25 protein-coding genes are annotated in these 24,456 nt (G+C 61.5%); 9 read left to right on the top strand and 16 right to left on the bottom strand.

Annotated features, from left to right (window positions below; translation table 11 throughout):
• Window positions 1–42: 42 nt before the first annotated feature.
• The 4 genes from B3361_RS01890 to B3361_RS01875 form a co-directional block, all read right to left on the bottom strand.
• Window positions 43–777, bottom strand: a complete 735-nt coding sequence (locus B3361_RS01890; protein ID WP_009684542.1) for an amino acid ABC transporter ATP-binding protein — start codon at window positions 775–777, stop codon at window positions 43–45.
• On the bottom strand, window positions 774–1,445 hold the full coding sequence (locus tag B3361_RS01885) for an amino acid ABC transporter permease (protein ID WP_009684543.1): 672 nt from the start codon (window positions 1,443–1,445) through the stop codon (window positions 774–776). The genes B3361_RS01890 and B3361_RS01885 overlap by 4 nt, the downstream gene beginning before the upstream one ends.
• Window positions 1,446–2,192 (bottom strand): amino acid ABC transporter permease, encoded by a 747-nt coding sequence (locus B3361_RS01880; protein WP_054904046.1) that lies wholly within the window; start codon window positions 2,190–2,192, stop codon window positions 1,446–1,448.
• 143 nt (window positions 2,193–2,335) lie between these two features.
• Window positions 2,336–3,253 carry a glutamate/aspartate ABC transporter substrate-binding protein gene (locus B3361_RS01875; protein ID WP_009684545.1) on the bottom strand — a complete coding sequence of 306 codons (918 nt, stop codon included), beginning with the start codon at window positions 3,251–3,253 and terminating at the stop codon, window positions 2,336–2,338.
• Window positions 3,254–3,603: 350 nt separating this feature from the next.
• Here B3361_RS01875 and B3361_RS01870 point away from each other — a divergent pair, with 350 nt between their 5' ends.
• A complete protein-coding gene (locus B3361_RS01870; RefSeq protein WP_054904047.1) occupies window positions 3,604–4,920 on the top strand; it encodes a dermonecrotic toxin domain-containing protein in 1,317 nt (438 codons plus the stop codon).
• Between the two features lie 10 nt (window positions 4,921–4,930).
• Complete coding sequence (locus B3361_RS01865) at window positions 4,931–5,569, top strand: NEL-type E3 ubiquitin ligase domain-containing protein (RefSeq protein ID WP_054904048.1); 639 nt, start codon at window positions 4,931–4,933, stop codon at window positions 5,567–5,569.
• Window positions 5,570–5,589: 20 nt separating this feature from the next.
• Here the strand turns inward: B3361_RS01865 and glpD are convergent, their stop codons facing one another.
• The 4 genes from glpD to B3361_RS01845 all read right to left on the bottom strand — a co-directional run bounded on the left by glpD (window position 5,590) and on the right by B3361_RS01845 (window position 10,663).
• Window positions 5,590–7,128 (bottom strand): glycerol-3-phosphate dehydrogenase, encoded by a 1,539-nt coding sequence (glpD, locus tag B3361_RS01860; RefSeq protein WP_054904049.1) that lies wholly within the window; start codon window positions 7,126–7,128, stop codon window positions 5,590–5,592.
• Window positions 7,129–7,360: 232 nt separating this feature from the next.
• Complete coding sequence (glpR, locus tag B3361_RS01855; RefSeq protein WP_009684548.1) at window positions 7,361–8,116, bottom strand: DNA-binding transcriptional repressor GlpR; 756 nt, start codon at window positions 8,114–8,116, stop codon at window positions 7,361–7,363.
• A 144-nt stretch (window positions 8,117–8,260) separates the two neighbouring features.
• Window positions 8,261–9,760 carry a glycerol kinase GlpK gene (gene glpK / locus B3361_RS01850; protein ID WP_054904050.1) on the bottom strand — a complete coding sequence of 500 codons (1,500 nt, stop codon included), beginning with the start codon at window positions 9,758–9,760 and terminating at the stop codon, window positions 8,261–8,263.
• Between the two features lie 51 nt (window positions 9,761–9,811).
• Window positions 9,812–10,663 (bottom strand): MIP/aquaporin family protein, encoded by an 852-nt coding sequence (locus B3361_RS01845; RefSeq protein WP_054904051.1) that lies wholly within the window; start codon window positions 10,661–10,663, stop codon window positions 9,812–9,814.
• 298 nt (window positions 10,664–10,961) lie between these two features.
• Between B3361_RS01845 and ybaK the strand changes: the two genes are divergently transcribed.
• Window positions 10,962–11,432, top strand: a complete 471-nt coding sequence (gene ybaK / locus B3361_RS01840; protein WP_054904052.1) for a Cys-tRNA(Pro) deacylase — start codon at window positions 10,962–10,964, stop codon at window positions 11,430–11,432.
• 36 nt (window positions 11,433–11,468) lie between these two features.
• Here ybaK and B3361_RS01835 read toward each other — a convergent pair whose 3' ends face one another.
• Together B3361_RS01835 and argF are read right to left on the bottom strand one after the other, a co-directional pair.
• A complete protein-coding gene (locus tag B3361_RS01835; protein ID WP_054904053.1) occupies window positions 11,469–12,578 on the bottom strand; it encodes an ABC transporter ATP-binding protein in 1,110 nt (369 codons plus the stop codon).
• Window positions 12,575–13,495, bottom strand: coding sequence for an ornithine carbamoyltransferase (gene argF, locus B3361_RS01830; RefSeq protein WP_009684553.1), 921 nt, complete (start codon window positions 13,493–13,495; stop codon window positions 12,575–12,577). The genes B3361_RS01835 and argF overlap by 4 nt, the downstream gene beginning before the upstream one ends.
• Before the next feature lie 382 nt (window positions 13,496–13,877).
• Between argF and B3361_RS01825 the strand changes: the two genes are divergently transcribed.
• Together B3361_RS01825 and grxD are read left to right on the top strand one after the other, a co-directional pair.
• Window positions 13,878–15,986 carry a molybdopterin oxidoreductase family protein gene (locus B3361_RS01825; RefSeq protein ID WP_054904055.1) on the top strand — a complete coding sequence of 703 codons (2,109 nt, stop codon included), beginning with the start codon at window positions 13,878–13,880 and terminating at the stop codon, window positions 15,984–15,986.
• A gap of 91 nt (window positions 15,987–16,077) precedes the next feature.
• On the top strand, window positions 16,078–16,413 hold the full coding sequence (grxD, locus tag B3361_RS01820; RefSeq protein ID WP_009684557.1) for a Grx4 family monothiol glutaredoxin: 336 nt from the start codon (window positions 16,078–16,080) through the stop codon (window positions 16,411–16,413).
• Window positions 16,414–16,468: 55 nt separating this feature from the next.
• On the opposite strand, the gene bfr is transcribed toward grxD, so the two are convergent.
• The gene (gene bfr, locus B3361_RS01815; protein WP_009684558.1) at window positions 16,469–16,942 is read right to left on the bottom strand and encodes a bacterioferritin; all 474 of its coding nucleotides are present in this window, start codon (window positions 16,940–16,942) and stop codon (window positions 16,469–16,471) included.
• A 199-nt stretch (window positions 16,943–17,141) separates the two neighbouring features.
• Window positions 17,142–17,360, bottom strand: a complete 219-nt coding sequence (locus tag B3361_RS01810; RefSeq protein WP_009684559.1) for a bacterioferritin-associated ferredoxin — start codon at window positions 17,358–17,360, stop codon at window positions 17,142–17,144.
• A 223-nt stretch (window positions 17,361–17,583) separates the two neighbouring features.
• On the opposite strand from B3361_RS01810, the gene B3361_RS01805 reads away from it, so the two are divergent.
• Window positions 17,584–18,186, top strand: a complete 603-nt coding sequence (locus tag B3361_RS01805; RefSeq protein ID WP_009684560.1) for a peroxiredoxin — start codon at window positions 17,584–17,586, stop codon at window positions 18,184–18,186.
• Between the two features lie 101 nt (window positions 18,187–18,287).
• Here the strand turns inward: B3361_RS01805 and rnt are convergent, their stop codons facing one another.
• Together rnt and pyrC are read right to left on the bottom strand one after the other, a co-directional pair.
• The gene (rnt, locus tag B3361_RS01800) at window positions 18,288–18,899 is read right to left on the bottom strand and encodes a ribonuclease T (RefSeq protein WP_232108621.1); all 612 of its coding nucleotides are present in this window, start codon (window positions 18,897–18,899) and stop codon (window positions 18,288–18,290) included.
• Window positions 18,900–18,958: 59 nt separating this feature from the next.
• The gene (gene pyrC / locus B3361_RS01795; RefSeq protein WP_029887753.1) at window positions 18,959–20,005 is read right to left on the bottom strand and encodes a dihydroorotase; all 1,047 of its coding nucleotides are present in this window, start codon (window positions 20,003–20,005) and stop codon (window positions 18,959–18,961) included.
• A 129-nt stretch (window positions 20,006–20,134) separates the two neighbouring features.
• On the opposite strand from pyrC, the gene B3361_RS01790 reads away from it, so the two are divergent.
• On the top strand, window positions 20,135–21,061 hold the full coding sequence (locus B3361_RS01790; protein ID WP_054904056.1) for a flagellar protein MotY: 927 nt from the start codon (window positions 20,135–20,137) through the stop codon (window positions 21,059–21,061).
• 171 nt (window positions 21,062–21,232) lie between these two features.
• Window positions 21,233–22,450 carry an argininosuccinate synthase gene (locus B3361_RS01785; protein WP_029886602.1) on the top strand — a complete coding sequence of 406 codons (1,218 nt, stop codon included), beginning with the start codon at window positions 21,233–21,235 and terminating at the stop codon, window positions 22,448–22,450.
• A gap of 242 nt (window positions 22,451–22,692) precedes the next feature.
• Here the strand turns inward: B3361_RS01785 and B3361_RS01780 are convergent, their stop codons facing one another.
• Complete coding sequence (locus tag B3361_RS01780; RefSeq protein ID WP_054904057.1) at window positions 22,693–23,166, bottom strand: hypothetical protein; 474 nt, start codon at window positions 23,164–23,166, stop codon at window positions 22,693–22,695.
• 364 nt (window positions 23,167–23,530) lie between these two features.
• Here B3361_RS01780 and B3361_RS01775 point away from each other — a divergent pair, with 364 nt between their 5' ends.
• Window positions 23,531–24,154, top strand: coding sequence for a response regulator transcription factor (locus B3361_RS01775; protein ID WP_009684566.1), 624 nt, complete (start codon window positions 23,531–23,533; stop codon window positions 24,152–24,154).
• A gap of 46 nt (window positions 24,155–24,200) precedes the next feature.
• Here the strand turns inward: B3361_RS01775 and B3361_RS01770 are convergent, their stop codons facing one another.
• The gene (locus tag B3361_RS01770) at window positions 24,201–24,377 is read right to left on the bottom strand and encodes a PA3496 family putative envelope integrity protein (RefSeq protein WP_009684567.1); all 177 of its coding nucleotides are present in this window, start codon (window positions 24,375–24,377) and stop codon (window positions 24,201–24,203) included.
• Between the last annotated feature and the right edge of the window lie 79 nt (window positions 24,378–24,456).

Genomic DNA, 24,456 nt, shown 5'->3' with positions numbered 1-24,456 from the left:
GCCCGATTGGGCAGCGGCGCCGACCGGTTCAATGAAGCAAAATCAGTGTTGCAGGATCTTGCTGAGGAAGTGCTGGGTGCGTTCGTGGCGGGCAGTCGGGTCGCCGAAGAACGCCTCCTTCTGGCAGTCTTCGATGATGTGGCCCTTGTCCATGAAGATCACGCGGTTGGCCACTTTGCGGGCGAAGCCCATTTCGTGGGTCACGCACATCATGGTCATGCCCTCGTGGGCAAGCTCCACCATCACGTCCAGTACTTCGTTGACCATCTCCGGGTCCAGCGCCGAGGTCGGCTCGTCGAACAGCATGACGATCGGGTCCATCGACAGTGCACGGGCAATGGCCACGCGCTGTTGCTGGCCACCCGACAGCTGGCCCGGGTGCTTCTTGGCATGGGCGCCAAGGCCGACGCGGTCGAGCAGGGCCAGGCCTTTCTTGGTGGCCTCCGCCTCACTGCGGCCCAGTACCTTGCGCTGGGCGATGGTCAGGTTTTCGGTGATGCTCAGGTGGGGGAACAGTTCGAAGTGCTGGAACACCATGCCCACCCGCGAACGCAGCTTCGGCAGGTTGGTCTTGGGGTCGGCGATCGAGGTGCCATCGACCACGATATCGCCCTTCTGGAACGGCTCCAGGGCATTGACGCACTTGATCAGGGTGGACTTGCCCGAACCCGAAGGGCCGCACACCACCACCACTTCACCTTTCTTGACCTCGGTGCTGCAGTCGGTCAGTACCTGGAAGTCCCCGTACCACTTGTTGACGTTCTTGATGGAAATCATACGGTGATCCTTTTTTGCAGGCGCTTGACCAGCCACGAAGCGGAGAAGCTGATGAGGAAGTACACGACCCCGGCGAAGATCAGGAACTCATGGGAGCGCCCGATGATGTCGCCGTTGGAGCGTGCCGAGTTGAGGAAGTCCACCAGGCCCACGGTGTAGACCAGCGAGGTATCCTGGAACAGGATGATGCTCTGCTGCAGCAACAGCGGGGTCATCTTGCGAAACGCCTGCGGCAGGATGATCAGGCGCATGGTCTGGCTGTAGGTCATGCCCAGGGCCTGGGCGGCGCCCATCTGGCCCTTGGAGATCGACTGCACGCCGGCGCGGACGATTTCACAGAAGTAGGCGGCTTCGAACATCATGAACGCCACCACGCACGAGGTGAAGGCACCCACCGGGGTGTCCTCGCCGGTGATCCAGCGCAGAACGAACGGTACCGCCAGGTAGAACCAGGTGATCACCAGCAGCAGCGGGATCGAGCGGAAATAGTTGACGTAGGCCCCGGCCAGCCGCGACAGCAGCTTGCTCGATGACAGCCGCATGAGCGCCAGGATGGTGCCCAGCACGATACCGCCCACCACCCCCATGACCATCAGTTGCAAGGTCATGAGCATGCCTTCCCACAGGGCGGGCAGGGCCGGGATGATTTCGCTGAAATCCATGTCCATTTACTTGCCCCCCACGGAAATCAGGCCAGGCACGGCGACTTTCTTCTCGACCATGCGCATCAGCAGCATCAGCCCCATGTTCAGGGTGAAGTAGATCAGCGTGGCCAGGGTGAACGCCTCGAACAGGTTGGCGGAAAATTCGGCGGTCTGTTTGGTTTGCGCCAGCAGCTCCATCAGGCCGATCAGCGATGCCACCGAGGAGTTCTTGAACACGTTGAGAAATTCGGAGGTGAGCGGCGGAATGATGATCCGGTAGGCCTGGGGCAGCAGCACGTTGGTGTAGATCTGCGGCAGGCTGAAACCCATGGCGCGGGCCGCGGATTCCTGGCCGCGCGGCAGCGCCTGGATGCCGGTGCGCACTTGCTCGCAGACACGGGCGGCAGTGAACAGGCCCAGGCAGATGACCACACTGATCAGCGCCGAGGTGGTCGGGTTGAGGTCTTGCTTGAACCATTCCTGCAGGCCTTCGGGCAGCAGGTCTGGCACCAGGAAGTACCAGATGAACAGCTGCACCAGCAGCGGCACATTGCGGAACAGCTCCACGTAGATGGTGGCGATGCCCGATACCAGGCGGTTCGGCACGGTGCGCATGACGCCGAGCACCGAGCCCAGCAGCAAGGCGATGATCCAGGCGGAGATGGCGATGGCGATGGTCCAGCCCAGGCCGGTGATGTACCAGTCGAGATAAGTCTCGCTGCCCACGCCGGTGGACTTGAAGAACACGCTCCAGTCCCAGTTGTAATTCATCGGGATTTCCCCTCAGACGGTTGTTTCACGGGCACCTTGGTACATCCGGGGGCGCTGGGCGCCCTCGGATGAAAGGTTAGACACTAATGAGTGGCCTGCAGGGTTTGATTCGTGCTGTCGAGCACCAGGCCGTTATCTGAGGATCAGGACTTCTTCTCGTCCGCGGCCTTGTCGGTAGGCTCGGCGATCAGTTTTTTCAGCTCATCGCTCATCGGGAACTGCAGGTTCAGGCCTTTTGGCGGGATCGGTTGCTGGAACCACTTGTCGTAGCTCTTGTTGACTTCGCCCGACTTGAAATAGGCAACGATGGCATCGTCGACCGCTTTCTTGAACGCCTCGTCACCCTTGCGCACCATGCAGCCGTAGATTTCATACGACTGCGGGGTACCGGTGATGACCCAGTCTGCCGGCTTGCGCGCCTTGGCCATTTCACCGGCGAGCAAGGCGTCGTCCATCATGAAGGCTACGGCGCGGCCGCTTTCTAGCATGTTGAAGGCTTCACCGTGGTCCTTGGCGGAAATCACGTTCATCTTCATCTGCTTGTCGGCGTTCATCGCCTTGAGAATGCGCTCGGAGGTGGTGCCGGCGGTGGTCACCACGTTCTTGCCAGCCAGGTCCGGGAAGTCCTTGTATGCAGGTTGACCGTCCTTGACCTTGGTCAGCAGGCGGGTACCGACTTCGAAGATGCCGACCGAGAAGCCGACTTGCTGCTGGCGCTCGACGTTGTTGGTGGTGGAGCCGCATTCCAGGTCGACGGTGCCGTTTTGCACCAGCGGGATACGGGTCTGCGAGGTGACCAGGTTGTAGCGGACCTTGATGTCCGTACCCAGTTGTTTTTTCAGGGCATCGACGACAGCCAGCTGAATGTCATGCGAGTAGCCCACGGGCTCGGGTTTGCCGGCCAGGTAGGAAAATGGAATGGAAGAGTCGCGGTGGCCCAGGGTGATGGTGCCCGAGTCCTTGATCTTCTTGAGGGTGCCGGTCAGTTCTTCGGCCATGGCTGGCGAAGCAATGATCGCAGCGGCAATGGTGGCGCCCAACAGATGACGAACGATACGCATCAAATTTTCCTCGACGTGTTTGTTTTTTTTATGGAGCCGTTGGCGGACTCTTTCGTTCAACGAATACAGCGAAGCGCTGTGCATTCGATTGAAGAGTGTAGAGCATGAGTCGTGCCAAACGGGTTTGACGAGCAAAAAACCTGATCGTCCGGGCGCTCGGGGCCCTGGCGGAGTGCGTCTATCTCGGGCTTTCGTTCGGTTTTCCGAACTATCCTGGTTGCCACGGTCGGAAAACCGATTGTTTGCCCGGGCGGGCTCGCTGCAGGAACCCAGGTTGGGGCTATGGGTGTACCTCAGCCTCTGGCTGGAGGGCTGGTTGACTCGGCGCCCTTGTCGCTGGAGCTGAACCGATGACCGAGCCATTGTTTCCCGCTGAATCGATCAATACCCTGATTGCCCGGCGCCTGCCTGCATGGCTGGTGGCCCATGGCAATGTCGACTGGCTGCTTGCCTTGCGCCGCGCGCTGCACGCCCAGGAAGAAGCGACCCATTCATTGCACCGAATCCTGCAAGCCATTCCGGCACTGGATGAGTTCGCAGCTACCCGTTTGAACCAGGTATTGAACCGTGCCGACCTGACGATCGCGGACTTGCGCCGCAGCCATGTGGGTATCGAGCGCACCGTTATATTGCCGCCGATGGCGCCGGGGTGGCCCATTCGCCGGCACATGCAACGATCTTCCACGCCGTTGCTGGCGGCGGTACTGCACAATTTCCATATCGTCGACACGCGCCCTTCGCCCAGCCGCCGGGGCTGGCTACTGGACGCAAAGGGCGAGCACGTGCCGGTGGGTTACGAGGTATTCGCCGGGCGCTGCCGCGAGGCCGATGTGGGCGGGCACTACCAGGCTATCCTGCGGCAGTGCCTGGCGCCGGACGATGCCCCAGGTGCTGCACCTGGCTCGGCCAAGGCCGCTGTACACCGGTGTTTCGAGGAAAACGCCCGCGCCGACCTGGAAGTGGCAGTGCGCTGCGCATTGCTCAAAGGTGACTTGGACGAGAACAGCTACCGTTTGCTATCGCCCTGTTTTACCGCGTTACCCATGGTGCCGGCGGTGCCGGGTGAGGTCGCACCACGCCAGTTGTACCTGCTGGGCAAATGTGTGCGCGGCGTGGTGACACTGGAGCTGCGGCCGGCGGTGGGTGCGGACTTGCAGGGTGTATGCGTCTGGGTACCGAATGACCCGCAGTCGCCGGTTCGCGTCTATCGGTCCTGGGAAGAGGTGTTCCGGGCGTTGGCCCGGCGCCTGACGACGGCACCCTACCGCCGGTTCTTCAGCCGCTTCATCAGCGAGCGCGACCGGGTTTGCTTTCAGCAGCTGCTCGAGGAGCGGATAGAGGCAAGTGCGGCGCACCAGGTGCCTGAGCTCGATGGCAGGCACCTGGCCATCGACACATCGCTGTTCAGCCATCTGCGTGGGTTGCAGATAGACAAACTGCTCGATGATGCCCACGTGCTGGCCGTACCTACCGCAGACCTCGATGAACATGAGCGCGATGCTCGGCTGCACGCCTATCGGGAACTGGGCCTGAACCTCTTGAACCTGGCAGGCATGTTCGTTCCGGTGCTGGGCGAGGGCTTGTTGGCCTACACGGCGGTGGAGTTGGCCGGGGAAGTGTACGAAGGCTACCAGGACTGGCACTCTGGAGTTCTGCGAGCGACATGAGGCTGTGCGTGTGCGCCTGTTCGCTGAAGCCGGTGGCCCAAGGACGTGTGAAGACCGGCTGCTGTTGACGTTGGAGCAGCTTGAGCTGGGTGTAATGGTGGAGCGCGCGGTAGGCGGTGAGCCGGCGGGGCTGGAGGGGCGTTTATGGCGTCTGGGGCGTTCGCTTTGGCGCCTGGACGAAGTCGACCGGCTTGCCGCGCGCCACATCGAGCGCCTGCGTGCGCAGCGTACGGTTGGCGTGGATGAGGTCGAGACCCGGCTGTACTACCGGCTCAAGTTGAGCGCCACCCTTGACCTGCCCATCGAGCACGATGAGATGCACTACCCAGGGTTTGCCCATGTCACCAGCAGCGACCTGCTGCGTGCTCGCGACCAGATTCTGGCAAACGAGACACCTGAGCAAGTGATTGGCTCCCTGGCGCAGCGGCCGTTCTGGGAGGTCCATGCCCGCGAGCGCCACCCGGCGCGCTTCGAGCACGCACTGCAACCGCTCAATGAGCGGATGGAAAGCCTCGAAGAGCAGGTAAGCCAGGGGCAGATCGACGACTGGACCTTCGCCCTGCGTTGCAAGGCCCTCAAGTACGAATACGAGCAGGCCGAGCGACGCTTGCTGCTAACCCTGGCGCAGGAGCTGCACAGCAGGCTTTGAGCCTGCGCAGCAGCGCCGCATCACGCGGCGTTGCCCTGGGCAAGCCCGACTCGGGTTTGTTGCAGGTAGTTTTCCAGGGCCAGGCGTTCTGCTGCATGGGTGAACAGGCCCAATTTGGTGCGGCGCCACAGGATGTCGTCGGCGGTCGTCGCCCACTCAGCCTCGCAAAGGTAGTCGACTTCGCGAGCGAATAGCCCACCGCCAATGGCCTGGCCGAGGTCATCCGGGCCATTCACGCCGTCGAGCAGTTGCCAGACACGGTTGCCATAGGTATTCGCCCAGCGTTTGGCGATATCCATCGGCAGCCAGCCATGGCGGGCCAACAGTTGCTCCAGCAGCGCTTGTGCGGTGGTCATGTGTTCGCCACCCGGCAGGGGGGCGGTGGCCGTCCAGCTGCCTCGCATCTGGCTGAAGAAGGGCTTCAGCTCGGCCATCGCCGATTCCGCCAGCTTGCGGTAGGTGGTCAGTTTACCGCCGAATACTGACAGCAGCGGGGCCTGACCGACCTCTGCCGACAGCGCCAGCGTGTAGTCGCGGGTGACGGCCGACGGGTTGTCCGACTCGTCGTTGCACAGCGGACGTACCCCGGAATAGGTATTCAGGATGTCGGCCTGGCTCAGCTGATGGTTGAAATGGGCGTTGACCACGTTGAGCAGGTACTGGGTTTCCTGGTCGGTAATGGCGACTTTCGCCGGGTCGCCGCTGTACTCCCGGTCGGTGGTGCCGATCAGGGTAAAGCGCTCCAGGTAAGGTATGCAGAAGACAATGCGCTGGTCTTCGTTCTGCAGGATATAGGCGTGTTCGCCTTCATACAGGCGCGGCACGATCAGGTGGCTGCCCTGGATCAGGCGAATACCATAGGGCGCATCGAGCTTGAGGTCGTCCTTGATGAAACTGGCCACCCAAGGGCCGGCAGCATTGACCAGGGCGCGTGCCCGAATGCGCTGTTGCTTGCCGTCGGCATGCAGCAGGTCTACCTGCCACAGGCCATCTACACGCTCGGCGCGCAGGCAGCGGGTGCGGGTCAGAATGTGAGCACCGTGTTCACGGGCGGCCATGGCATTGAGCACCACCAGGCGGGCATCGTCGACTGCACAGTCGGCGTACTCGAAACCACGGGTGATCTGCGGTTTGAGCGGGTAGCCCGGGCCAAAGCGCAGGCTGCGCGAGGCGCCCAGGCGCTTGCGCTTGCCCAGGTGGTCATACAGGAACAGGCCAGCGCGAATCATCCAGGCCGGGCGCAGGTGCGGGCGGTGTGGCAGCACGAAACGCATGGGCTTGACGATGTGTGGCGCCTTGGCCAGCAGCACTTCACGTTCAGCCAGCGCTTCGCGTACCAGGCGAAACTCGTAGTGCTCAAGGTAGCGCAGGCCGCCGTGGATCAGTTTGCTGCTGGCCGATGAGGTGTGCTGGGCCAGGTCGTCCCTTTCGCACAGGAACACCTTGAGGCCCCGGCCAGCGGCATCGGCGGCAATGCCGACACCATTGATGCCACCGCCGATTACGGCAATGTCGTAGCAGTCGGCGAGTGCTGGCTGGGACGAAACGGACTGGGACACGGGCAAGGCCTCCTGAAACTGTTCATATCGAATATGAACATTAATGTTCGTTTTCGAAAATACTAGCGCAACAGCAGGGCGCTTGCCAGTCAGTTTTCATAGAAAAAACTGATCACATGGCAAGTAAATGAACATTAACGAAAATGCGCTTGAACCCTTCGCGCACCGAGTCGCCCGCAGATCGCGCAGCGCTCGATCTGAGGGCGTTACAGCCCGACGGCCGGTGGGGCGTTTACACCACTTCGATGCGGATCTTGTACTGGTTGAGCAGTTGAGTCAGGGCGGGGGCGGGGGCCTGGTCGGTCACCAGGCAATCCACCAGGCTGATCGAACCCAGGCGCACCATGGCGTTGCGCCCGAACTTGCTGGAGTCGGCGGCGAGGATAACCTGGCGGGCATTGGTGATGATGGCCTGGGACACCCGCACTTCCTGGTAGTCGAAGTCGAGCAGGCTGCCGTCCTCGTCAATGCCACTGATCCCTACCAGGGCGAAATCGACCTTGAACTGGTTGATGAAATCGACGCTGGCCTGGCCGACCACGCCGCCATCGCGGCGCACCGTGCCGCCTGCCACCAGCACCTCGAAATCATCCTTGGCCGCGAGAATGGCGGCCACATGCAGGTTGTTGGTGATGACTTTCAGGTGGTTGTGATTGAGCAGGGCCCGGGCGATGGATTCGGTGGTGGTACCTATGTTGATGAACACCGAGGCATGGTCGGGTATTTGCCTGGCCACGGCCTCGGCGATGCGTTGCTTTTCGTCGCGCATCTGGTCGGCACGCATGGCGTAGGCGGTATTTTCGACGCTCGAATCGTAAGCGGCACCCCCGTGGTAGCGGCGCAGCAGGTTGAGTTCGGCTAACTGGTTGATGTCACGGCGGATGGTTTGTGGCGTCACGACGAACAGCTGCGCCATTTCCTCGATACTGACATAACCGCGCTCTCGCACCAGTTCGAGGATTTGTTGTTGGCGTGGGGGCAGATTCATGGGCGGTCCTTTGGGGCTGCCGGACAAATTCTGCAATGATGCCGTAGGACGGAGACTACGGCCAGTGGGCTATGACGCATCGGCCCGGGCTGCGAACCGCGATCCGCGATCCCATGGCGGGACCGCGGCATCGCTGAGGGTGCCTCAGGCGTCGTGATCTTCCCAATCGCGGGTGCGATCGACGGCCTTCTTCCAGCCGGCATACAGCTTTTCTTTCTGCGCTTCATCCAACTGCGGGCTGAACTCGCGTTCGATGATGGCCTTGTCGCGCAACTCGTCCAGGCCGCACCAGAAGCCACAGGCCAGGCCCGCCAGGTATGCTGCGCCGAGGGCTGTGGTTTCACGCATCTTCGGGCGTTCCACGCAGGTGCCGAGGATGTCTGCCTGGAACTGCATGAGGAAGTTGTTGGCCACTGCGCCACCGTCTACGCGCAGTTCGGACAGGCGCTGGCCGCAGTCCTGTTGCATGGCGTCGAGCACGTCGCGGGTCTGGTAGGCAATCGACTCGAGGGCCGCACGAATGATGTGGTCCACCTTCACGCCGCGGGTCAGGCCAAACAGCGCGCCACGGGCATAGGGATCCCAGTACGGTGCACCCAGTCCGGTAAACGCCGGCACCAGGTACACGCCATTGCTGTCCTTGACCTTGCTGGCGAAGTACTCGGTATCCAGTGCGTCGTTGACGATCTTCAGCTCGTCACGCAGCCACTGCACGGTGGAGCCGCCATTGAACACGGCGCCTTCCAATGCATAGGCCACTTCGCCCCGTGGCCCGCAGGCAATGGTGGTGAGCAGGCCATGGGAAGACTTCACGGCCTGGCTGCCGGTGTTCATCAGCAGGAAGCAGCCGGTGCCGTAGGTGTTCTTGGCCTGGCCCGGTGCCACGCACATCTGGCCGAACAGGGCCGACTGCTGGTCACCGGCGATACCGGCGATGGCGATGCCGCTCTTGGTGTGGCCGTACACTTCCGACGACGGCCGCACCTCAGGCAGCATCTGCCGCGGGATGCCCAGGATCTCCAGCAGTTTGTCGTCCCACTGCAGGCTGTGGATGTTGAACATCAGCGTGCGCGAGGCATTGGTGTAGTCGGTGACATGGACCTTGCCACCGGAAAATTTCCAGATCAGCCAGGTATCGATGGTGCCGAACAGCAATTCGCCACGTTCGGCCCTTTCACGGGCGCCTTCGACGTTGTCGAGGATCCATTTCAGCTTGGTGCCGGAAAAGTACGGGTCGGTGACCAGGCCCGTGGTTTCGCGAATGTAGTCTTCATGGCCATCGCGCTTGAGCTGGGCGCAGATCTCGGTGCTGCGGCGGCACTGCCAGACGATGGCGTTGTATACCGGGCGCCCGGTTTCCTTGTCCCATACAACAGTGGTCTCGCGCTGGTTGGTGATGCCCAGCGCGGCAACCTGCGCATGGCTGATGCCCGCCTGGGCCAAGGCTTCGACCATGGTCGCGCTTTGGGTGGCGAAGATCTCCATCGGGTCGTGTTCGACCCAGCCCGCCTGCGGGTAGTGCTGGGCGAACTCGCGCTGGGAGGTACCCACCACGTTGGCGTCACGATCGAAAATGATCGCTCGCGAACTGGTGGTGCCCTGGTCCAGGGCGATGATGTAGTTCTTGTCCTGGGTGTCTGTCATGGTCGTAGGCCTTGCAAGAATAGGGGGTCAGGGCTGTATGTGATGCCGCGATCAACTGGCTTGAGTATCGCCCTGGCGGTTGTCATTTGTCTCAGGGTGCGCCGCAGTTGCAACAGGCAAGTTGCGGGCGATCAGGCCCCGATAGGCCGCGGCGCCCACGCAGGCGCCAACGATCGGCGCGAAGATCGGCACCAGGAAGTAAGGAATGCTTCGCCCACCTGTAAAGGCAATTTCGCCCCAGCCCGCCAGGAATGTCATGAGCTTTGGACCGAAATCACGGGCCGGGTTCATCGCGAACCCGGTCAACGGGCCCATGGCGCTGCCGATCACGGCGATCAGCAGGCCGATCAGCAGCGGCGCCACGGCACCGCGCGGCAGGCCATTGTTGTCGTCGGTCAGGGCCATGATCACCGCCATCAAAATAGCGGTGATCACCACTTCGACCAGAAAAGCCTGGCCGGTGGAGAGCGAGGGGTGCGGGTAGGTGGAGAACACCGACGCCAGCTCCAGGCTGGCTTCGCTTCCGCGTAGCATGGCGTGCGCCTGTTCGAAATCGAAGAACAGGTTGCTGTACAAGGTGTAGACCAGTGCTGCACCACAGAATGCGCCGCACACCTGGGCCAGCATGTAGAAAGGCAGCTTGCGCTTGTCGAAACCGGCGAACAGGGTGAGGGCGATGCTCACGGCCGGGTTCAGGTGCGCGCCGGAAATGCCGGCGCTGAGGTAGATGGCCATGCTTACCCCGACACCCCAGATGATACTGATTTCCCACAGGCCGAAGCTGGCGCCGGCGACCTTGAGCGCGGCGACGCAGCCGGTGCCGAAGAATATCAGCAAGCCCGTGCCGAGAAATTCGGCCAGGCATTGGCTGGACAGCGTGGGTTGGTGTAGAGCAGTCGTCATGTATGACCTCGTTGTTTTTGTTGTGAGGCGCTTGGCGCTCGACAGCAAAGCTCGGCGTCCATCCCCATTGATACCGAGCAGGGAAGTGCACCTTTAACGTGCACCACGTATTCAGAAACGAAAAAATATAGACAAGAAACGCTGATGTCAAAGGTCGAAAGTGAACGACCAGTCACGAAATGGCCGCTAAAATCGGTTTCGGATGCCCGTGCCAGAGCTGCGCGTTTGCGGTGCGCTGGCTGCCATGTGGGAATTGTCCTAAAGTAGCCGCCGAGCCGTCCCAGACCGGAGCCCCTGCATGACCCCCGCCCTAGACCTGTTGAAGAAGCATCGTGCCGAGCATCGCGTGCACAGTTACGAACACGACCCCAAGTCGGCGTCTTATGGGCTGGAGGCGGCAGAGAAGCTTGGGCTGGACCCGCAGCAGGTATTCAAGACGTTGCTGGCGAGCAGCGAGAAAGGCGAGTTGCTGGTGGCGGTGGTGCCAGTGGGAGGCACCCTGGACCTCAAGGCCCTGGCCCATGCTGCCGGGGTGAAGAAGTGCGAGATGGCCGACCCGGCGGCGGCGCAGCGCGCTACGGGCTACTTGGTGGGTGGAATCAGCCCCCTGGGGCAAAAGAAACGCCTGCGCACCTTCATTGATGAATCGGCGCAGAACTTTGCCACCATACATGTCAGTGCCGGACGGCGAGGGCTGGAGGTGGAGTTGGCGGCCGCCGTGCTGGCCGAGCATACCCAAGGTAAATTTGCCGGCATTGGCAGGGGCTGAGAAGTTGGGGCGGCCTTGCAGCCCCAATACGCTGTATCAGGTCGCCGAGCTGTAGCGACGAACCCCGTTCTCCAGGGGGGGCAACTGCGCTGCAACGCTACCGGGTGCCGGGAACAGCACCAGGTGGTCGGCTTTTACCGCAATGCCGACATCGTCACCCACCTGCTGATCGTCATGGCTGGGGAAGATCGCTTCCAGCTGGCTGCCAGTCGGCAACTGCAGGCGGTACAAGGTCGAGGCGCCGAGGAAGCTCTTGCCGACTATTTTGGCCTGCAGGGGGCTGCCTGGTGCATGCACGATATCGTCCGGGCGTAGCAACACATCCACCGAGCTGCCCGGGGCCATGATGTAGGCGCGGTTACCCCGCAACTCGCCCAGTTCGGTGCTGACCGCTTCGTGGCTGACCATCTGGCCACGAATGAAATAGCCCTGGCCGATGAAGCTGGCAACGAACGGTGTCTGTGGCTCGTGGTACAGATTGTAGGGTGTGTCCCACTGTTCCAGGCGGCCCTCCTTGAACACCCCGACCTGGTCGCTGACGGCAAACGCTTCCTCCTGGTCATGGGTGACCAGAACCGCACTGGTGCCGCGGCTTTTGAGAATGTCACGCACCTCATGGCTCAGCCGCCGGCGCAGTTCCACGTCGAGGTTGGAGAACGGCTCGTCGAGCAGTAGCAACTGGGGCTCGGGAGCCAGCGCACGGGCCAGCGCGACCCGTTGTTGCTGGCCGCCAGACAGCTCGTGCGGGTAACGCCCGCCCAGGCCAGCCAGCTTGACCAGTTCGAGCATTTCTTCGATGACTGCCGCCTGGCGGGGGTGCTTGGCAATGCCGAAGGCTATGTTCTGCGCCACGGTCAGGTGCGGGAACAGCGCGTAGTCCTGAAACACCATGCCGATGCGGCGCTTTTCCGGGGCCAGGGTGAAACCGGCTCGGGAAATCACTTCGCCAGCCAGCTGGATCTCGCCATCGTGCACCGGCTCGAAGCCGGCGATGGCGCGCAGGGTGGTGGTTTTGCCGCAACCCGATGAACCCAGCAGGCAACCGATGTCGCCTGCGTTCAGGTGCAGGTTGAGGTTCTGGACGATGCGCTGGTCGCCGTAGCCGCAGGCGAGGTTGCGCAGGTTGAGCAGTAAGGGTTGACTCATGCGTGGTGGTAAGCCGGTTCGACAAGGAATTCGAGGAGGGCCTTCTGTGCATGCAGGCGATTTTCAGCCTGGTCCCAAGCGACGGACCGAGGGTCGTCGAGCAGGTCATGGCTGATTTCCTCGCCACGGTGGGCAGGCAGGCAGTGCATGAACAGGGCGTCGGGTGCCGCCAGGTCGAGCAGTTCGCGGGTGACCTGGTAAGGCGCAAAGTGCGCCAGGCGCCGTGCAGTTTCCTCCTCCTGGCCCATGGAAGTCCAGACGTCCGTGGTCACCAGGTGGGCACCGCTTACGGCTTGCTTGGGGTCGCGCACGATTTGCACGTGGTCACCGCCAATGGCCATGAAGCGTGGGTCAGGCTCGTAACCTTCCGGGCAAGCGATACGCAACTGGAAGTCAAACTGCCTGGCCGCCTCGATGTAGGAGTTGCACATGTTGAAGCCGTCGCCGATCCAGGCCACGGTCTTGCCTTGAATGGTGCCGCGGTGTTCGAGGAAGGTTTGCATGTCGGCCAGCAACTGGCACGGGTGCGACTCGTCGGACAGCGCGTTGATCACCGGCACGCGCGAGTTGGCGGCGAATTCGGTGAGGGTGCTGTGGGCATGGGTGCGGATCATGACCACGTCGAGCATGCTCGACAACACGATGGCGCTGTCGCCAATCGGCTCGCCACGGCCCAGCTGGGTATCGCGCGGCGACAGGAAGATGGCCTGACCGCCGAGTTGGATCATGCCGGCTTCGAACGACACACGGGTACGGGTCGAGGACTTCTCGAAAATCATGCCCAGCACGCGGTTTTTCAGCGGCTCGAACAGCACGCCTCGCTTGCGCAGGTCCTTCAGCTCGATGCCGCGGCGGATCACCCCGAGCAATTCGTCGGTGGTGAAGTCCAGCAGGGAGAGAAAGTGCCTAGCGCTCATGATTGACTACCTTATCTGCAACAGTATGCAGGTCGACCGTATGGTTTTTTTGACAACGGGAGTGACCTGCGGCGTAAGCCGCACGGGGGCGGACGAAAAAGGGAAAGGCGCAATACTATAAGTAAATGTCGCCTAAAGCCAAGAGGGGAAACAGCAGCCCGCCTGCAAAGAAGTTGCAAGGCGTGTCTCTACCCATTGGGCTGTGCTGTTTTTTATTTGCTACAGCAGGTTGTACACGGCTTGCTGGCAATTTGGCAAATGGCTGTCGCAAATCGTGCCACTGATGTCGGTGGATTCACGCGGCGAAGCGCGCTGGCCGGGGTAGGGTGCGGGGCGCATAGTTTCAGCTCGTTCACTACCCAACAACAAGGCAGAGGCGGCCATGACCAAGACCCTGCATCACCGTGCGTGTCACCTGTGCGAAGCGATCTGCGGGCTCAACATCGAAATCAGCCATGACGACGCGGGGCGGGCGCAGATCAGCTCGATCAAGGGCGACCCCCTCGACCCGTTCAGCCGCGGCCATGTCTGCCCCAAGGCGGTGGCGTTGCAGGATATTCAGAATGACCCGGATCGTTTGCGCCAGCCCCATAAACGGGTAGGGGAGCACTGGCAGGCGATTGAGTGGGATGAAGCGTTTACCCTGGCCGCCGACAGGCTGTGGGCGATCCAGCAGGCCCATGGGCGCAATGCCGTGGCCGTGTACCAGGGCAATCCCAGCGTGCACAACTACGGGTTGATGACCCACAGCAATTATTTCCTCGGCCTGCTGAAAACCCGCAACCGTTTCTCTGCCACATCGGTGGACCAATTGCCGCAGCACCTGGTCAGCCACCTGATGTACGGGCATGGCTTGCTATTGCCGATCCCGGATATCGACCATACCGATTTCATGTTGATTCTCGGCGGCAACCCGCTGGCCTCCAACGGCAGCATCATGACGGTGCCCGACGTGGAGAAGCGGCTCAAGGCCCTGCGCGCGCGCGGTGGGCGCCTGGTGGTGGTGGACCCGCGGCGCAGCGAAACGGCGGCCATGGCCGACCGCCATCTGTTCGTTCGCCCCGGGGGCGATGCGGCGCTGTTGTGCGGCCTGCTCAGCACGCTGTTCGACGAGGGCCTGACGCGGCGCTCGCACGTGCCGGTCAATGGTCTGCAGCAGGTTCGCGCGGCACTGGCGCCTCTCAGCGCCGAGGCCATGAGCGCGCTGTGTGGCATCGAGGCGGCCGAGATCCGGCAGTTGGCACGGGATTTCGCCGCCGCCGACAAGGCGGTGTGCTACGGGCGCATGGGCGTGTCGACGCAAACCTTCGGCACCCTGTGCCATTGGCTGGTGCAACTGATCAACCTGGTGACCGGCAACCTCGACCGTGCCGGCGGGGCGTTGTGTACGGAGCCGGCCGTCGACCTGGTCGCAACCACCTCGGGTGGGCATTTCAATGCCTGGCAGAGCCGGGTATCGGGGTTGCCCGAATACGGCGGTGAGCTGCCGGTGGCGGCCCTCGCCGAAGAAATGCTGACGCCCGGCGAGGGGCAGGTGCATGCCCTGGTGACGGTGGCCGGCAACCCTGTGCTGTCCACGCCCAACGGTCGCCAGCTGGACGCTGCGCTGGAGGGGTTGCAGTTCATGCTCAGCATCGACCTCTACATCAACGAGACCACACGCCATGCCGACTTGATCCTGCCCTCGACCTCGGCGTTGGAAAATGATCACTACGACAGCACATTCAACCTGTTGGCCGTGCGCAACATCACGCGCTTCAACCGGGCGATCCTGGCCAAGCCGCAGGGCGCCTTGCATGACTGGGAAATTTTCGTCGGGCTGGCGCAGGCCTATGCCAGGCGTGCCGGGCTGGAGATCAAGCCGACCGTGGCGCCCGCACAGATGATCGACCTGGCCCTGCGCAAAGGCCGCTACGGCGAGGCAACCGCCTGGCAGCTATCCCTGGCCAAGCTCGATGAGCACCCGCATGGCCTCGACCTTGGCCCGTTGCGCGCCAACCTCGAGGCTCGCCTGGCCACTGCCAGCAAGGCGATCGAAGCGGCGCCCCAGGTGCTGCTGGACGATTTGCAGCGGCTGGCTCGGCAAGCACCGCCAGCGCCGAACGAATTGTTGTTGATCGGGCGCCGCCACGTGCGCAGCAACAACTCATGGATGCACAACTTTCATCGACTGGTCAAAGGCAAGCCCCGGCACCAGTTGTTGATGCACCCCCACGATCTGCAGCAGCGGCAACTGCAGGATGGCCAGCGGGTGCGGATTCGCTCGCGCACCGGTGCCCTGGAAGTCGAGGTACTGGCTTGCGAGGACATGATGCCCGGTGTGGTCAGCTTGCCCCATGGGTTCGGGCATGGCCGGCAGGGCGTACACCTGCAGGTCGCCCAGGCGCAGCCTGGCGTGAGTGCCAATGACCTGACCGACGAGCGCTTGCGTGATCAGGTGTCGGGCAATGCGGCGCTCAATGGCGTCCCTGTGCAGGTCGAGGCCGCTTGAGCGATGGTAAGGCCGAGCATGCTGCTCGGCTTTCCGTTACAATGCCTCACCGTGCCGACGATCGCGTCGGAAAGTTCAGCTGAGGTGCTAGATGGATATCATCGATACGATCAAAGAGCAGATTGCCAACAACACCATTCTGCTTTACATGAAAGGTTCGCCGAATGCCCCGCAATGCGGGTTCTCGGCCAAGGCATCGCAGGCTGTGATGGGTTGTGGCGAGAAGTTCGCCTACGTCGACATCCTGCAGAACCCGGAAATCCGCGCCAACCTGCCAAAGTACGCCAACTGGCCGACCTTCCCGCAGCTGTGGGTGGCCGGTGAGCTGGTCGGCGGTAGCGACATCATGCTGGAAATGTTCGAAAAGGGTGAGCTGCAGGCCCTGATCAAGGACGCCGCCGCCAAGGCCAAAGCTGCCGAAGCCTGATTTCGGCAAGCATGAAAAAACCCGCTGATCGCGGGTTTTTTTATGCAGCGGGTGGTTACTCTTCGCCCATCTGCGATTGCAGGTAGTTTTCGATACCGATCTTGTCGATCAGCCCCAGCTGGGTTTCCAGCCAGTCGATATGTTCTTCCTCGGACTCGAGGATATCTTCCAGCATGTCACGCGAGCCGAAGTCACCGGCGGTTTCGCAGTGGGCGATGGCGGCCTTGAGATCGGCCAGGCCCTTGTGTTCGAGCTTCAGATCGCACTCGAGCATTTCCTTGGTGTGCTCGCCGATCAACAGCTTGCCCAGGTCCTGAACGTTAGGGATGCCTTCGAGGAAGAGAATACGCTTGATCAACTTGTCAGCGTGCTTCATCTCGTCGATCGATTCCTTGTACTCGTGCTTGCCGAGTTTGTTCAGGCCCCAATCTTCGTACATGCGTGCGTGCAGGAAATACTGGTTGATCGCGACCAGCTCGTTTCCGAGGATCTTGTTGAGATGCTGGATGACGCTTACGTCGCCTTTCATTTGGGTTCCTGCCCTGTAGAAGTGTGCCAATAGCAGGAAGTTTGAGCCCGATGCGCAAGTGTGTCAAACCTAAGTGATTGAATAATAAATGAAAATTAATAGGAATAAGAATGTTTGTGAACCGCGTTGTTGCCCTAACTTATTGATATGTAGGCATAAAAAAACCGGACACTAGGTCCGGTTCTTGGAAATTCTGGTTTCAGGCGGTGGTGAATTCTACCGGGTAGGGTAGGGCGGCCTGGCTGACCTGCAACTCGGTCAGGGTCTCGCGGACTACTTGCTTGGCCAGGCAGGCACATTTGCCACACTGGCTGGCGACATTGGTCGCGGCTCGCACATCCTTGTAACTGCAGCATCCTTCATAGATCGCGTCGCGGATCTGTCCGTCAGTAACGCCGACACAAAGACACACATACATAAGGGCTGACCATCGCTGTTTGAGTCGATGGGTTGGAGCTTAATGTTAATGAGAATGCTTGTCAAAGCACTTTCTGCAAGGCCTGTGCTTGAGCGACCGGCGGTTGCCTGCTCGTTGGATTCGGCCTGTCATCAGAAGCCGTGTATGATGGTCCCCTTTGTTGGATGTCGGGCAGGCCCGTCTGGCCCGGCAAACGGTTCTACATCCTCATCAGGAGATTACAATGAGCGTACTCGTTGGTAAGAAAGCCCCCGATTTCACCGTACCGGCCGTGCTGGGCAACGGCGAGATCGTCGACAGCTTCAACCTGGCTTCGGCCATCAAGGGCAAGTACGGCCTGGTGTTCTTCTACCCGCTGGACTTCACCTTCGTCTGCCCGTCCGAGCTGATCGCCCTGGACCACCGCATCCCTGATTTCCAGGCGCGCAACGTAGAAGTGATCGGCGTGTCCATCGACTCGCACTTCACTCACAACGCCTGGCGCAACACCCCGGTCAACAACGGCGGCATCGGCCAGGTGAAGTACACCCTGGCTGCCGACATGACCCACGAAATCTGCAAAGCCTACGACGTTGAGTCCGAAGGTGGCGTGGCCTTCCGTGGTGCCTTCCTGATCGACACCAACGGTGTTGTTCGTTCGCAGATCGTCAACGACCTGCCACTGGGCCGTAACATGGACGAACTGCTGCGCCTGGTCGACGCCCTGCAATTCCACGAAGAGCACGGCGAAGTCTGCCCGGCCAACTGGAAAAAAGGCGACAAAGGCATGAACGCTTCGCCAGAAGGCGTAGCCGCCTACCTGAGCGAGAACGCCGGCAAGCTGTAATTGCGGCGCGCATGAAAAACCGGCCCTGGTGGCCGGTTTTTTTGTGCCTGGGTGGTGGCTGCGGGCTTGTGTTGCGAAAGGGCCGCCAGGCGGCCCACAGGTCAATCGTTGAAGTCGCGCCAGCCGCCCAGGTCCTTCCAGCGGTTGACGATGCCGCAGAACAGCTCCGCCGTTTTCTCGGTGTCGTACCGCGCCGAGTGCGCTTCACGCCCATCGAAGTCGATGTCGGCGCTTTGGCAAGCCCGCGCCAGTACGGTCTGGCCATAGGCCAGGCCGGCCAGGGTGGCCGTGTCGAAGCTGGAAAACGGGTGGAACGGGTTACGCTTCACGTCATTGCGCGCCACGGCCGCATTGAGGAAACCGAGGTCGAAGCTGCTGTTATGGCCGACCAGAATCGCCCGCTTGCAGCCATTGGCCTTCAGGGCCTTGCGCACACCGCGGAAAATATCGGTCAGCGCGGTTTCCTCGCTTACAGCCATGCGCAGCGGGTGGTCGAGCTTGATGCCGGTGAACTCCAGCGCGGCCGCCTCGATGTTCGCGCCTTCAAACGGCTCCACCCGGTGGAAGTACGTGTGCTCGGGGAACAGGAAGCCTTTCTCGTCCATGCCGATGGTCACTGCAGCAATTTCCAGCAAGGCATCGGTGGCGCTGTTGAAGCCGCCCGTTTCCACGTCCACTACAACCGGCAGGTAACCGCGGAAGCGCTCGGCCATTGGATGGCGCGACCCGCTGTTGCCTTGGCTTTCCAGGTCGTCTTCGTAGAGGTCTTCGCTCACGCGTTTTCCTCCAGCAGGCGCCAGCGCAATTTCTCGCCAGCGCGCAGCGGCACCACGGTTTGCTCGCCGAATGGCAGGCTCTGCGGGGCGGTCCATTCTTCGCGGACCAGGGTGATGGTGTCGGTATTCGCCGGCAGGCCATAGAAAGCTGGGCCGTGCAGGCTGGCGAAACCTTCCAGCTTGTCCAGCGCGTTGCGTTGCTCGAACGCTTCGGCGTACAGCTCGATAGCCGCGTAGGCGGTGTAGCAGCCGGCGCAGCCGCAGGCCGCTTCCTTGGCGTGACGGGCGTGCGGGGCCGAGTCGGTACCGAGGAAGAACTTCGGGTTGCCGCTGGTGGCTGCATCCAGCAGGGCCACCTGGTGGGTGTTGCGCTTGAGGATCGGCAGGCAGTAGAAGTGCGGGCGAATGCCACCGACCAGCATGTGGTTGCGGTTGTACAGCAGGTGTTGCGCGGTGATGGTCGCGCCAACATTGGCCGGTGCCTCGGTGACGAACTGCGCGGCATCGCTGGTGGTAATGTGTTCGAACACCACTTTCAAGGCCGGGAAGCGCTCGACCAGGCGGCGCATGTGCTCGTCGATGAAGCGCTTCTCGCGGTCGAACACGTCGATTTCGCTGCGGGTCACTTCGCCGTGCACCAGCAGCGGCATGCCGACCTCCGCCAATGCCTCGATGGCCGGGAAGATATTGTCGATGCTGGTCACGCCCGAGTCGGAATTGGTGGTGGCGCCCGCCGGGTACAGCTTGGCGGCATACACGATACCGCTGGCCTTGGCGGCACGCACATCTTCGGGGCTGGTACGGTCGGTGAGGTACAGGACCATCAGCGGCTCGAAGCGGCTGCCTGCCGGGCGGGCAGCGAGGATGCGTTCACGGTAGGCACCGGCCTCGGCGGCGTTGCGCACCGGCGGAACCAGGTTGGGCATGATGATGGCGCGGGCGAAAGTACGCGCCACATCGCCAACGGTGTGGGGCAGGACGGCACCATCACGCAGATGGATGTGCCAGTCGTCGGGGCGCAGGAGGGTCAGGCGATCGGACATTGGGGATTCCAGGCGGGTCGAACTCAAGCCCCAATGCTACCGGAAAACCCTGGGCCGAGCACGGCTATCAAGTTTTCCGGTTGGCGTCCGATAGCCTGCAGGTAAGCCGTTGAAATTGTGGAGCCGCCCGTGCGCCAGCGTTACCTGACCCTGTTGACCCTGTTCGCCAGCCTGCCGGCTGCCGCGCTGACTTTTCAGACGCGCATGGAGAACATTGCCTGGAAGGTCGAGGGTGACCCGTTCGAGTGCCGGCTAATCCAGCCGATCGATGGCTTTGGCAGTGGTGAGTTCGTACGCCGGGCGGGCGAGCAGGCAGTGTTCCAGTTGCGCTCGGCTAGCAACATACTGGGGGCCGGCACTGCCAGCCTGCTGGCGGCGGCGGCGCCGTGGCAACCCGGTCGTGGTGATATCAACCTGGGTAGCGTGCGCATGGCCCGTACCGGCGTGTTGTTCAGTTCTTCGCAAGGCCAGGCCAGCCGCCTGATCAATGGCTTGCTCGACGGGCGCAGCACGGTGGTGCGCAGCTTTGCGGGCGAAGCTGGCCGGCCCATGGAGGTGCGGGTACTGCCGGTGAGCTTTGCCAAGGCCTACAGCGATTACCAGGTGTGTGCCGCCAAGCTGCTGCCCATGAACTACGACCAGGTGCGCCAGACCCAGGTCGGTTTCCCGGGCGGGGGCATCGAACTGGATGACGCGGCCAAGGCCAGGCTGGATGTGATTCTCGAATACATGAAGGCCGACCCTTCGGTGAACCATGTCGAGCTCAACGGTCACTCCGACAACAGCGGTAATCGCCTGACCAACCGCGACCTGTCACGCCGCCGAGCGCTGGCGGTGGCGGACTACTTCAAGGCTCATGGCGTCAAGGATGAGCAGATCACCGTACGCTTCCACGGCGAGCGCTACCCGGTGGCCAAGAACAACACGGCGGCGAACCGGGCGCGGAATCGGCGAGTGAACATCGAGCTGGACCGGGTGGTGGTGCCTGAAAAACCGGTGGAGAAACCGACCGAGCAAGCCCCCCCTGCTGCTGCTGCGCCGGCCAGGCAACCTTGAGGTTGGACAGTCGCGTGCACCGCAGGCCCTTGACTTGCCTGCCTCACTACCGTCCGTCGCCCCTGTGAAAGTTCTTGTCGCTTTGTCGTCAGAAGCTGTCGCGCCACTGTAAATTTATCGTTAACGCCGTTAGAATCGGTCCTTTTCCGTACAACCCCGTGGAGTGATGGCATGGCGGACGTAAAAAAGGTCGTACTGGCGTATTCCGGCGGCCTTGATACTTCGGTGATTCTCAAGTGGCTGCAGGATACCTACAACTGCGAAGTGGTGACTTTCACCGCTGACCTGGGTCAGGGCGAAGAGGTCGAACCGGCCCGCGCCAAGGCTCAGGCAATGGGTGTTAAAGAGATCTACATCGACGACCTGCGCGAAGAATTCGTGCGTGATTTCGTGTTCCCGATGTTCCGCGCCAACACCGTCTACGAAGGTGAGTACCTGCTGGGTACTTCCATCGCCCGCCCGCTGATCGCCAAGCGCCTCATCGAAATCGCCAACGAAACCGGCGCAGACGCCATTTCCCATGGCGCTACCGGCAAGGGCAACGACCAGGTGCGTTTCGAGCTGGGTGCCTACGCGCTCAAGCCTGGCGTCAAGGTCATCGCCCCATGGCGTGAGTGGGACCTGCTGTCCCGCGAAAAGCTGATGGACTACGCCGAAAAGCACGGTATCCCGATCGAGCGCCACGGCAAGAAGAAGTCGCCGTACTCGATGGACGCCAACCTGCTGCACATCTCCTACGAAGGCGGTGTCCTGGAAGACACCTGGACCGAGCACGAAGAGGACATGTGGCGCTGGAGTGTCTCGCCTGAGAACGCCCCGGACCAGGCCACCTACATCGAACTCACCTACCGCAACGGCGACATCGTTGCCATTGACGGTGTCGAGAAAACCCCGGCAACCGTTCTGGCCGACCTGAACCGCATCGGCGGTGCCAACGGCATCGGCCGCCTCGACATCGTCGAAAACCGTTATGTCGGTATGAAGTCGCGTGGCTGCTACGAGACGCCTGGTGGCACCATCATGCTCAAGGCCCACCGTGCCATCGAGTCGATCACCCTGGACCGTGAAGTTGCTCACCTCAAAGACGAGTTGATGCCCAAGTACGCCAGCCTGATCTACACCGGTTACTGGTGGAGCCCGGAGCGCGTGATGCTGCAGCAGATGATCGACGCTTCGCAGGTCAACGTGAACGGTGTGGTGCGGCTGAAGCTGTACAAAGGCAATGTCACCGTGGTTGGCCGTAAATCGGATGATTCGCTGTTCGATGCCAACATCGCCACCTTCGAAGAAGATGGCGGCGCCTACAACCAGGCCGACGCTGCTGGCTTCATCAAGCTCAACGCCTTGCGTATGCGCATTGCCGCCAACAAGGGCCGTTCGCTGCTCTGATTGCTGGCCTGTGCCATGAAAGAACCCGGCTGCGGCCTAATGCCTGTCGGTTAAGCGTTACTGGGGCTGCTTTGCAGCCCTTCGCGGGCACGCCCGCTCCCACAGGCGCTGAACGCAAGAGATGCGCTATCCCCTGTAGGAGCGGGCGTGCCCGCGAAGGGTCGCGAAGCGGCCCCAAATTACTTAACTGACTGGCATTAGGCTGCGGCCGGGTTTTTTGTGCCTGCTCGAAATGAAGAGTTTCAGTTGCATGGGTTCGCGGCCTCACTGCCCAGTGGGCTGATGGACAATTGTGCGCATTGGCCTTTATCCACATTGCAAAAGCGCCAGGTGCGGGGCGGCGTTGGTGGTTGCGCAAGCGCTTGCAACAGTTGCTGTTCCATCAGGCGACAGGCATCCGGGCCAGAAAACATGAAGGTGACGGGCTCGCCTGGCAACCCCTCCTGCGGCATGGCAGCGAGGGCTTCACTGCTGGGTGGGGGCGCGCTGTCCGGTGCTGCCTTGTTGGGTAACGGGCTGTAGAACGACTTGTAGTTGAAGTTGAGTGTCAGGAAAAACAGCGCGGTCAGGAAGAACGGAAAGCCCACCAGGAACCAGGTATAGAGCTTCTGGCTGGACTCGCTGAGAAAGGGCAGTGTGGCCAGGGCGGAGGCTTCGATGATCCCGGCGAAGATGGCAATGATCGTCAGCGGGGCGACAGGTTGTGCTTGGCTCATGGTGGCTGCCTCCAGCGGTTTTGCCCATCTTTGCCCTACTGCGCCGGGCAACTAAAGACTGGACTGCTTCCCGGTGCGCGACAACGGGCTAAGTCCCTGATCCACGCTTCACCCCGAAGTCGGGCAGGGGTGTTTCAGCACCTGACAGTCTGTGCTCAAAGTGCAACTGGCCACCGGGTACACGCCTGTAATCGGTAATAAGGAATTTGTTTGTTACAACCATAGTCGCGATGTGTAGGAAGTTTCCGCAACTATTGTAGGTTTTGTCTGCACATGAGTTTCGTCGGCAAATCGCCGCGCCATCGGTCGTTCTGTCAGTTATCTTGGCGTGCCAAAGCCACAACAGTGAATGAATGGATGTCGCATGAATAAAGTGCTTATCGTTGATGATCATCCGGTCATACGCCTTGCCGTGCGCATGCTGATGGAGCGGCATGGGTATGACGTCGTGGGGGAGACCGACAATGGGGTGGCTGCATTGCAGCTGACGCGGCAACACCTGCCGGACATCGTGGTGCTGGATATCGGTATACCGAAGCTGGATGGCCTGGAGGTGATTGCCCGCATGGCCAGCTTCAGCCCAGGCAGCAAGGTGCTGGTACTGACGTCGCAGGCACCCGGCAATTTTTCGATGCGCTGTATGCAGGCGGGGGCGGCGGGTTATGTATGCAAGCAACAGGAACTTACCGAGCTGTTGAGCGCAATCAAGGCGGTGCTCTCGGGCTACAGCTACTTCCCCAACCAGGCCCTGCACGCGGCCCGGGGCAGGGGCACGGGCAGCGAGGTGGACATGGTCAACCGCCTCTCGGCCCGGGAAATGACCGTGTTGCAACAGTTGGCGCGCGGCCGTTCGAACAAGGAAATTGCCGACAGCATGTACCTGAGCAACAAGACGGTCAGTACCTACAAGTCACGCCTGCTACTCAAGCTCAATGCACGGTCGCTGGTAGACCTGATCGAGTTGGCGCAACGGCAAGGCCTGAGCTGAGCACAGGCCATGAAGCCTCCGGGCAGGAGGCTTTGCCAAGGTGGGGCTACAGGTCGTAATCGAAATCGGCCAGTTGTTTCTGCAGGCGCCGTTCTTCGAGCAAGTTGTCGATGGTGCGGCGTTTGCTGAGGTTGGTTTTTGCAGATTCCACCGGGGGCTCCGCGTCATCTTCTACGGCAACAAAATCATCTTCGATCGACAGGTCGTCTTTATCGGTACTCATGAGTCGCTCCAAGCCAAGGGGCCGTTGGCCGACCTTATAACCAGAAAGCAGGCGCTGGTAAAAAAGATTTTTTCAATCG

Source organism: Pseudomonas sp. UBA6699 (assembly GCF_002454615.1).
GTDB lineage: Bacteria > Pseudomonadota > Gammaproteobacteria > Pseudomonadales > Pseudomonadaceae > Aquipseudomonas > Aquipseudomonas juntendi.
Note: the sequence above shows the minus strand (reverse complement) of the source record. Positions and strands in the feature narration are given on the sequence as shown.

Coding starts and splice junctions, on each gene's coding strand:
- B3361_RS01835 (WP_054904053.1), bottom strand. CDS start 12,578: ATGAGTCAACCCTTACTGCTCAACCTGCGCAACCTCGCCTGCGGCTAC.
- B3361_RS01890 (WP_009684542.1), bottom strand. CDS start 777: ATGATTTCCATCAAGAACGTCAACAAGTGGTACGGGGACTTCCAGGTA.
- argF (WP_009684553.1), bottom strand. CDS start 13,495: ATGAGCGCTAGGCACTTTCTCTCCCTGCTGGACTTCACCACCGACGAA.
- B3361_RS01780 (WP_054904057.1), bottom strand. CDS start 23,166: ATGAGCCAAGCACAACCTGTCGCCCCGCTGACGATCATTGCCATCTTC.
- B3361_RS01810 (WP_009684559.1), bottom strand. CDS start 17,360: ATGTATGTGTGTCTTTGTGTCGGCGTTACTGACGGACAGATCCGCGAC.
- grxD (WP_009684557.1), top strand. CDS start 16,078: ATGGATATCATCGATACGATCAAAGAGCAGATTGCCAACAACACCATT.
- pyrC (WP_029887753.1), bottom strand. CDS start 20,005: ATGTCCGATCGCCTGACCCTCCTGCGCCCCGACGACTGGCACATCCAT.
- glpK (WP_054904050.1), bottom strand. CDS start 9,760: ATGACAGACACCCAGGACAAGAACTACATCATCGCCCTGGACCAGGGC.
- ybaK (WP_054904052.1), top strand. CDS start 10,962: ATGACCCCCGCCCTAGACCTGTTGAAGAAGCATCGTGCCGAGCATCGC.
- glpR (WP_009684548.1), bottom strand. CDS start 8,116: ATGAATCTGCCCCCACGCCAACAACAAATCCTCGAACTGGTGCGAGAG.
- B3361_RS01870 (WP_054904047.1), top strand. CDS start 3,604: ATGACCGAGCCATTGTTTCCCGCTGAATCGATCAATACCCTGATTGCC.
- B3361_RS01880 (WP_054904046.1), bottom strand. CDS start 2,192: ATGAATTACAACTGGGACTGGAGCGTGTTCTTCAAGTCCACCGGCGTG.
- B3361_RS01805 (WP_009684560.1), top strand. CDS start 17,584: ATGAGCGTACTCGTTGGTAAGAAAGCCCCCGATTTCACCGTACCGGCC.
- B3361_RS01825 (WP_054904055.1), top strand. CDS start 13,878: ATGACCAAGACCCTGCATCACCGTGCGTGTCACCTGTGCGAAGCGATC.
- B3361_RS01785 (WP_029886602.1), top strand. CDS start 21,233: ATGGCGGACGTAAAAAAGGTCGTACTGGCGTATTCCGGCGGCCTTGAT.
- rnt (WP_232108621.1), bottom strand. CDS start 18,899: ATGGCCGAGCGCTTCCGCGGTTACCTGCCGGTTGTAGTGGACGTGGAA.
- bfr (WP_009684558.1), bottom strand. CDS start 16,942: ATGAAAGGCGACGTAAGCGTCATCCAGCATCTCAACAAGATCCTCGGA.
- B3361_RS01845 (WP_054904051.1), bottom strand. CDS start 10,663: ATGACGACTGCTCTACACCAACCCACGCTGTCCAGCCAATGCCTGGCC.
- B3361_RS01775 (WP_009684566.1), top strand. CDS start 23,531: ATGAATAAAGTGCTTATCGTTGATGATCATCCGGTCATACGCCTTGCC.
- B3361_RS01770 (WP_009684567.1), bottom strand. CDS start 24,377: ATGAGTACCGATAAAGACGACCTGTCGATCGAAGATGATTTTGTTGCC.
- B3361_RS01885 (WP_009684543.1), bottom strand. CDS start 1,445: ATGGACATGGATTTCAGCGAAATCATCCCGGCCCTGCCCGCCCTGTGG.
- B3361_RS01875 (WP_009684545.1), bottom strand. CDS start 3,253: ATGCGTATCGTTCGTCATCTGTTGGGCGCCACCATTGCCGCTGCGATC.